The following is a 7603-nucleotide window of genomic DNA, read 5'->3' as shown; positions in this document are numbered from 1 at the left end:
CCTAAGCCGCATTCAAGATGGGATTGCCGGACGCATACATTACAGCGTCCAGTTCCTGTCGCACTCGTGCGCAGTCATAGTTGTTCCACTTCCAGCCCTCGTACACATCGACCCCAAGGAAATCTGCGAATAGCTTATGTGTCTTGTCTGATGTTGGGTTGTTGAACTGCTTCAAGGCGAGCCGCAGTTGCCTCAACATGAACTGACTTTGAAAGCTATCGCTGCCCGCACCCAGCCGCGCATGGAGTGCCTCAAGTACGCGATCCTCGACGTAGGTCTCCCAGGCCGTGCAGGCCATGATGATCCCTGCGCGCTTGAGCACCTCTGCGTGCGCCGGCGGAGGATTGGCGTTCAGCGCATTGAAGTGACCGAGGAGCTCGACGGCGTCCCTAATCGAGCTGTCGAACGTCTCTCTGGCGGTTGGCATCGAGGTAGTGGGTTAGGAGCAAGGCGGGCCGGCCGCGACTAAGGAGCAACGACTTCGGACACCACCGGCGTCCGGCGGGAGATCAGCTCAACAGCTTCCCTCGGAATGACCCGCGCACGCTGCAGCTGCGCGTCGAAGATTGCGATATAGGATTCCGAGCCGTCCAGCACAAACCCCGAGCCCAACGCCTCGCTGCCTCGCTTCAGCTCGACGCACGGCTGCTTCGAACTCTCGCAACCCTTCTTGAACTCGAGGGCCTCGCGTTTGGCATGTGCCTTTCCACTCGCCTCGCCAAGTGCATCGGGCAGGACCATCACCGCCGTCCAGGAAACTAGCACCACCGGGAGAATTGCCGCGATGAGGAGCGTCCCCGACAGGATCTTCGCGAAGCGCTGTATCGAGGCGGAACGTTGACCAAGCCACTTGAACACGGCACCGGAGCCCGCATCCCACGGCGAAAGGAGAATGAAAAGATAAAGTGCCACTCCGACGGCTGCAGCAACCCACCACCCCAAGTTAGCAAGTATTCCGAGTAAGGCACGGGCCGACTGGTTCACCAAGCCGTGATAGCCGTTGATCAACACCCAGTCAGTCGATTTGGGGAAGACCCCTGCGTCGATGCCCCAGTATTGGAGATACGCCCGGTGCGAAGCCACGCCCATGACGTGAAGGGTGATCGTCCCGATCGCTATGAGAGTCGTCATTGTGCTCAGCACGCCAGCCCAGCTTGGTCGAGCGGAGCGACGCGGTAGCGTTGGTTCTTCTGCAGACATCGGCCGAATTTAGCTTCGTCAGATCCCCGAGGTGGCTATGACTTCGTGCTTGGTAGAACGAGATTGGTGAACAAGTCCGCATAACTTGCCATTTTCTTTGCCAGTACTCTGGACATCCAACAAGTTGGCTGTTGTCGAAGAGATCGCGCTTGACCAGAATGCTTCGTCGCGAGCCGCGCGAGCAACAACGAACTGAGGAGACAGCATGGACTTTATCGATCAAGTCAGATCGCTCGCGTCGAGAGTCGCGGTGGCGAAGGACCTCTTGCAGACGGAGGAAGCTACAAAGAATGCCATGGTGATGCCGTTCATCCAGCTTCTCGGCTACAACGTTTTCGACCCTCTCGAGGTGACGCCTGAGCTCATCGCCGACGTCGGCACGAAGAAGGGCGAGAAGGTCGACTACGCCATCCTCAAGGACGGGAAGCCCATCATGCTTTTCGAGTGCAAGAGAAGCGGTGGCGATCTCAATATCAATCACGCCGGCCAGCTCTTCAGATACTTTCACGTAACAGAAGCTCGGTTTGGTGTCCTCACCAACGGCATCACGTACAAGTTCTTCACGGATCTAGAGAAGCCGAACAAGATGGATGAAAAGCCCTTCTTCGAGTTCAACATCCTCGACTTCCGCGAACAAGAGATTGAAGAGCTCAAGAAGTTCGCGAAGGCCGCGTTCGATATCGACACCATCCTCACCACGGCGAATCACCTCAAGTACACACGAGCGATTCAGAATACCCTCAATGAGTGGATGATCAACCCGCCTGAAGACTTCGTCCGCCTGGTATCAGCTGAGTTTCTTGCGGGCAAGCACTTCAAGAACGCCGTGAAGGACCAGTTCACCGCCGTGACCAAGCGCGCGTTCCAGCAGCTCATCGGCGACAAGATCAATGAGCGCCTCAAGGGCGCCATGACTCCAGAGCCGCCGCTTTCACCTGTCCTCGCCGTTGCCGACGCGCTTGGCGCAGAGACGGGACGAAGCACCCAAGAAGGGTTCACCCCCTCGGCCGTTGAGTTCGAGGCCTATCAGATCATTCGCGCCATCCTAAGGCCCGTCGTCAAACCAGGACGTATTTTCATTCGGGATGCCGCAAGCTATTGCGCAATTCTCTTCGACGATAACAATCGCAAGCCGATCTGCCGCTTGCGTTTCAACAACGAATCGAAGCTCGTCGTGGGGCTGTTCAACGAAAACAAGGAAGAGGAGCGGATCCCGATCTCAACAGTCGACCAGTTGTTCGATCTCGCTCAGCGCCTTACTGCATGTGTGACCAGCTACATGAACGTGACCGCAGACAAGACCGGCGAGGTGCTGGAAGCGTAGGAGGGGCCTTAGGCGAGAGGATTGAAACCGCGTCTTCGTGCCCAACAAGCCCGACCCACCTTCTCCGACCGGATCTTTCGAACCGATGATCCGGTAAGGGTCTGCGCCTTTCGGTTATCGTGACAAGCCGAACGGCCGATTCGCAGCGGTTGCGGTCCGTCCATCGCGGTCACCGAGTTCACGGTGTCAACCACATCACGATCATTGAGGTGCGGGGCCTAGTGCGCCGCGGCCGACCGGTGCTGAGGGTGCTGCCGACATGCACGATGTGGCTGAGCAACATCTCGTGTCGCACCTCGGCCAGATGACGGCCGCTCCCGTAGGGCTACTCAGGTATCCGACCCATAGCGGGCCCCTCGCCGAGCAGCGCTCGCCACTCATAGGACATTCGCTGTTGCGGGCCGAATTGATCAGCTCCGTGGGTCTCTTGCGCGGCCTTGCTTTTGCTTCTTCGTACGAATACGAAGGGACGCTAGAGTTCGCCTCCCGGTAGCGGCCTGAGAGGCGGGAGAACTACCCTAGCCGCTGGGAGCCTTGCCTCACGGCGAAACCGTCAGGGCGGCGTGGTCGACTTGGGTGCCTTGCGCCGGTCCCGAATGGTGTCGAGTGCCTTCTTGAGCTTCTCGACGTCGTCCCAGGCCTCTGTTGCGTTCGGCGCAGCGAATGCTCGGGCACCCGATTTGTCGTGGCCCGCGACGATGTCGCTGGCGCGCGAATGTAAGTCGATCAGCGGCTCGCATTCTTCGAGCTTCAGGCCGACGGTCTGCTTGATGGAGGCGACCCGCACGTAGTCGTTGTAGCGCTCCAGCGTGCCACAGAACACGACCTCCTCAACCGCCTTCTCCACGACCCCTCGCAGGCAGTTGTAGAGGTCTCGGGCTCGAGCCTCGGCTTGGTCGTTGTCGAGGTTCGATTCGTCCTTCGCAAAAGCGCTGGCCAGCTTCTCGAGCTTGTCCAACCGGTCCTTCGTCGGCAGGTGGTGCCAGGGCAACCCGTCGTGAATCCGCCCGGTGGATTGCTGGCTAAAGGTCAGGAAACGACAGACGTGGGGCGGCGCCGCCGGGGCCTTCAACAGGAGCAGGAGCTCCGCCAGGAAGACCGTGTCATGGGTGAACACGACCACCTGGCGTGTCTTCGCCTCCTCTACGAGCCGCCGAGCGACCCGCTGGCGCCGCTGGTGGTCCAGCGAGGATACGGGGTCGTCGAAGACGGCCGCGCCACGGTGGTGGGCGACGCTCAGCTCGGCGAAGAAGCTGCCAATGGCAATGACCCGCTGCTCGCCTTCGCTCAGGATGTCCTCGGGCTTGGTCGAATTGGGAAGGTCGAGTACCAGCTTCAGCTTCTGACGACCGCGCTCGGTACGCGCCTTCAGCGACGTCTGCAAATGGGAGATGCCCAGCTTCTCGAACTCCAGGTTAAGTGCGTCGCTCAGCTGCCGCGTCACCGCCGATTCCGCCAGCTGACCCGCCTTATCCGACACCAGTTTGGTTTTCAGGTCTTCCAGGCAGTCTGACAGCTTGTGGTGCAGGCGTTTGGCCCGGACGAGCTCGTAAAGCGCATCGCGCCGCGCCGACAGCGCCTGCCGAGCCTTCAGCTCGTCGGCCTCCTTTTGCAGCGTGGCCCGCGCGGGCCCGGGCTGGGCCTCGCGCAGGATGTGGGCCTGCTCCCGCACTGAGCCCTCCAGCTGCCGCGCTGCCTCGATGGGCCGGGTGGTGTAGACCGGGGGCGCCTTCGACCAGTCGTGTGTCCTGAGCCCCGCATCCAGCGCCCATTGCCGCCGGCTCTCAACCGTCGCCTCGAAGGCATCCTTGGCCGCGGTCCATCCCGCCGAGTTGGCCTCGATGTAGGTCACCGTGGTCTCTTCGAGCCGAGCTCGCAGCTGCGTGCTGCGCAGGTTCTCGAAGGTGCACTGGTGGCGGGTTCGCTGACCGTCCGCCCGAACGCTCGCGTCGTTGACGACGAACTGGGCGAAGCGCCGCAAGCGGGAAGCCGCCTGTTCCGCAAGCGGGGTCTGGCACAGCGGGCACGGTGCACCGGGAGTGGTCGAGTGCTGGTGCGTCTCGACGAAGGCTTGCGCCGCAGTGAAGAGCTGGCGCCACGGCCCTTGCCCGGTGCCGTCGAGCAGCCCCTCTTCCCCTCGCAGTTGATTGGCGGCCAAGGTCTCCGCTTCCAGCGCCACTCTGAGGTCCTCATCGATCCGCCACAGCGCCGTCAGCGAATCTGTCGGCGACGACGTTCTGGGTGCCCTCAAGCGCCTGCGCCGTTGCCGCGATTCGGGTCGCCAGCTCTTCCAATTCGCGGGCCTTCTCTGCCGGTGATTGCTCCGCCAGCGCCGCGGTCAGGACCTCCAGTCGCGCGGCGTTCTCCTCGCTGAACTGCAACGCCTGTTCGATGGCTGCGTCCTTGGTCCAGGCGGACAGTTGCCTGAGGAATTGGCCCACTGCGGTGTCGGTCTGCTTCAGGTCGACGAACGCATTGTCGGATACGGCGAGGCCGACGATTTCCTGCTTGATAGCTCGCTCAAGCCTCGGAAAGACGACCCGCGCCAAGTCCTCGACAACGTCGAGTCCGTACGGCGCGAAGAGGACCTCACCTTCCTGGTCGGTGTAGGCCCGTGCGCAACGGGTGTCCAGGATCGCCACGGAAGCCAGGTCTTGAGGCGCTGTCGCGTTGGCCTTCCAGGGGACATCGAAGCTCTTGCCATCATTCCATGACACGGTGAAAACTGCCTCGGGGGTCTGCTGCAGGCGTGCCTCTAGCCCCGCGTTCGGCAGAACCGGCTCGTTCTTCACGCGCGCCCGGCAGGCGCTCTTGATGACTCTGGAGTACCCCGACTTGCCTGCGCCGTTGTCCCCAAACACGACAGTCAGCCCCTTGGGCAGGAACTCCAGGCGCTGCCCTTCAGCCAGACGATTGACGTTGCGCAGGGAGTGCAGCGCCTCCAAAACAATGGGATTCGCAGCACCGGCGGTTGGTAGATGCGCCTTGGCGAGCGGCACCGGAGTCGGCATGACCTCGCCGGCGAGGCCGCGGGTGCTCTTCAGCATCAGCAGCAGGTCGTCGTAGTCACCGTCGTCGAGCGTGACTTTCTGAAACAGGCGCCGCACCGCGTCGCCCTGCCATGGTTTGAGCTCATAGGCCGCCCAGGCCAGAATCTCGTCAAGTAGTGCCATCGTCCGTCGCCTCCTGCGCTTCGCGCGCTGTTCGAGGACGACATTTTGGCTGTGTCATTCCCATTTGCCGCCTGTGACGGCGGTCCGGAGACCCCTGACTAACATGGAAGACAAACCTGATAGCGCAAGCCTGCCGGGCTACCGAGCCCTACCCGCGGACCGTTGGCGCGCTGGAGGGGCTGCTCCGCGGTTGCTCGGAGTACTTCGTTCTGAGCACCAGCGGCGGAGCCGTGCAGGCGCCGGCTGTCACTTGTCACGCGCTCGATCAATCTCGAGTTGGATCGCTTGGTCTACAGCCATCGCAAGCTGGCCGAGCACGTACTCTGTTCGGTCGAGCGCCGCGTCCGCGTCCGCGAACACATCAAAGACCTTGAGGCTGTCGGACGGATTCCGGAGCATGTCGGGGATGTGGCGGACGCGATCGATCACCGAACTATCAAGAAGTTTGTCGAGCCCGCGTGGAGGCGGAGGATAGGCGACCTCGCTACTGAGCTTCTTCAGAGTGAACGCCTGCGCGGCAGCAATGACGGCATCAGGCGTCGTCTCGATCTGCGCCTCATCCACCAGGAACTCGACCGTCTCATCGAGAGCTTCAATGCGTTCTTCGAGGTTCTCGGCCAAAGCAGCAGGCGCGGCCTCGATGTCGACATTGGCAGCGCCCCGAATCTCAGCCAAAACCCGTCTGATCTCGCGTTCTTCCCATAGCGTTGAGGGGTTGCGGATGCCGAAGCGTTCAGTAAGCCACGAGAAGTCCTGCTTCGAGCTGTACCCGGCGGAAGCAGGCTGGAGCGTTCGGACGAGGTCGCAAACAAGGTGAATCTGGATTGCGACAGTTGTGCTAAGAATGCCGGGCCGCACACGCCCTCCGGGATAGCTCTCGTTCCTGTATCGATGAATGTGAGACAGCACGGACACGACAGTCGGCGCGAGTGCGCCGCGCTCGGACGCGAACGCGAGCTTCTCGTTAAACAATCGGGCGACCCTGGATGCGTCGGTGGCCGTAAGGAATGTCTGCACGAAGAGGTCGGCGAGATGCGGATGATCTTTGGGGATGGCTGCTTCGACTGCGCGGATCTTGATCTGCCGCTGCATGTCCTCGTGCGCTAGCCGATCCTCTATCCAGCGGTCGAGAAGAACCTCGGTGCAGTTGTCCAGCAGGAGCAGTGCCGTCCGCAGCCTTGGCACTGCGCCAGCGCGAAGCATCTTCGCCGCCTCGTCGGCTTGAAAGAGAACGAACTGAAGTCGGAGCATGGTGCATTGTGTCGCCAAGTGATGCACGCAGCCATTGTGGCGGTAGCAAGTATCCTCGCCTTTGCCCGGCTCCCCCCAGTTCGTCACCGGCTACCGCACAGCTTCGTTGCTCGAGTGACAGCAGTACGGAATTGCCCCAGCCAATTGTCAGCGACCGTGCTTCATTAGGGCCGGGGAACGGAGGCCTCGTCAGGCGACGGAAGACGCTCGCCCTATCATTGTCGAGCACAGCCCATACAACCACGCCCCCGGGATGGAGAAGCCGATGGCAAACGGTCCTGTAGACCTAGTTTTTGACAAGTTCACGCCCCATCACGTACCTGCGACCTTGCATCATTACTGCAGCACCGAGACATTCATGGCCATCGTGGCCGGCAAGAGCATCAGGCTGTCGGCGCTGTCCATGTCTAATGACAGCGAAGAGGGCCGACTAGTACTCCGGCTTACGGAGAAGTTGGGGCAGGCCAACCGAACAGCCCCAGCTGTCATCGCATCCCTTGAGGCTCATTGGAATGAGGTGATGGCGGCCAACGAAGGGCTGGGCTTTTGTCTATCTGAGCGGGGCGATCTCTTGAGCCAGTGGCGGGGCTATGCCGCTCAAGGCCGAGGGGTTTCCCTAGGGAAACGCTGATCAATAGACCGCGGCGGGCACGGC

7 protein-coding genes are annotated in these 7603 nt (G+C 61.4%); 2 read left to right on the top strand and 5 right to left on the bottom strand.

Annotated features, from left to right (window positions below):
• Position 1: 1 nt before the first annotated feature.
• Together APY03_RS13450 and APY03_RS13445 are read right to left on the bottom strand one after the other, a co-directional pair.
• Positions 2 to 427 (bottom strand): HEPN domain-containing protein, encoded by a 426-nt coding sequence (locus APY03_RS13450; protein WP_068677613.1) that lies wholly within the window; start codon positions 425 to 427, stop codon positions 2 to 4.
• Positions 428 to 465: 38 nt separating this feature from the next.
• Entirely contained in the window at positions 466 to 1131 is a 666-nt protein-coding gene (locus APY03_RS13445; protein ID WP_068677611.1) for a hypothetical protein, read from the bottom strand.
• Positions 1132 to 1405: 274 nt separating this feature from the next.
• Between APY03_RS13445 and APY03_RS13440 the strand changes: the two genes are divergently transcribed.
• On the top strand, positions 1406 to 2524 hold the full coding sequence (locus tag APY03_RS13440) for a type I restriction endonuclease (RefSeq protein ID WP_068677609.1): 1119 nt from the start codon (positions 1406 to 1408) through the stop codon (positions 2522 to 2524).
• A 553-nt stretch (positions 2525 to 3077) separates the two neighbouring features.
• Here the strand turns inward: APY03_RS13440 and APY03_RS41430 are convergent.
• From APY03_RS41430 to APY03_RS13420, 3 genes are all read right to left on the bottom strand, one after another.
• Positions 3078 to 4703, bottom strand: coding sequence for an AAA family ATPase (locus tag APY03_RS41430; RefSeq protein ID WP_068677605.1), 1626 nt, complete (start codon positions 4701 to 4703; stop codon positions 3078 to 3080).
• 10 nt (positions 4704 to 4713) lie between these two features.
• Complete coding sequence (locus tag APY03_RS13425) at positions 4714 to 5697, bottom strand: ATP-binding protein (protein ID WP_068677603.1); 984 nt, start codon at positions 5695 to 5697, stop codon at positions 4714 to 4716.
• A 246-nt stretch (positions 5698 to 5943) separates the two neighbouring features.
• Positions 5944 to 6948: a hypothetical protein gene (locus APY03_RS13420; protein ID WP_068677601.1), complete on the bottom strand. Its 1005-nt coding sequence runs from the start codon at positions 6946 to 6948 to the stop codon at positions 5944 to 5946.
• Positions 6949 to 7201: 253 nt separating this feature from the next.
• On the opposite strand from APY03_RS13420, the gene APY03_RS13415 reads away from it, so the two are divergent.
• Positions 7202 to 7579, top strand: a complete 378-nt coding sequence (locus APY03_RS13415) for a hypothetical protein (RefSeq protein ID WP_232324250.1) — start codon at positions 7202 to 7204, stop codon at positions 7577 to 7579.
• The last annotated feature ends 24 nt before the right edge of the window (positions 7580 to 7603 follow it).

Origin of the sequence: Variovorax sp. WDL1 (genome assembly GCF_001541225.1) — a bacterium.
Lineage (GTDB): Bacteria > Pseudomonadota > Gammaproteobacteria > Burkholderiales > Burkholderiaceae_C > Variovorax.
The sequence above is the reverse complement of the archived record's forward strand: the minus strand, read 5'-3'. Positions and strand labels throughout refer to the sequence as shown.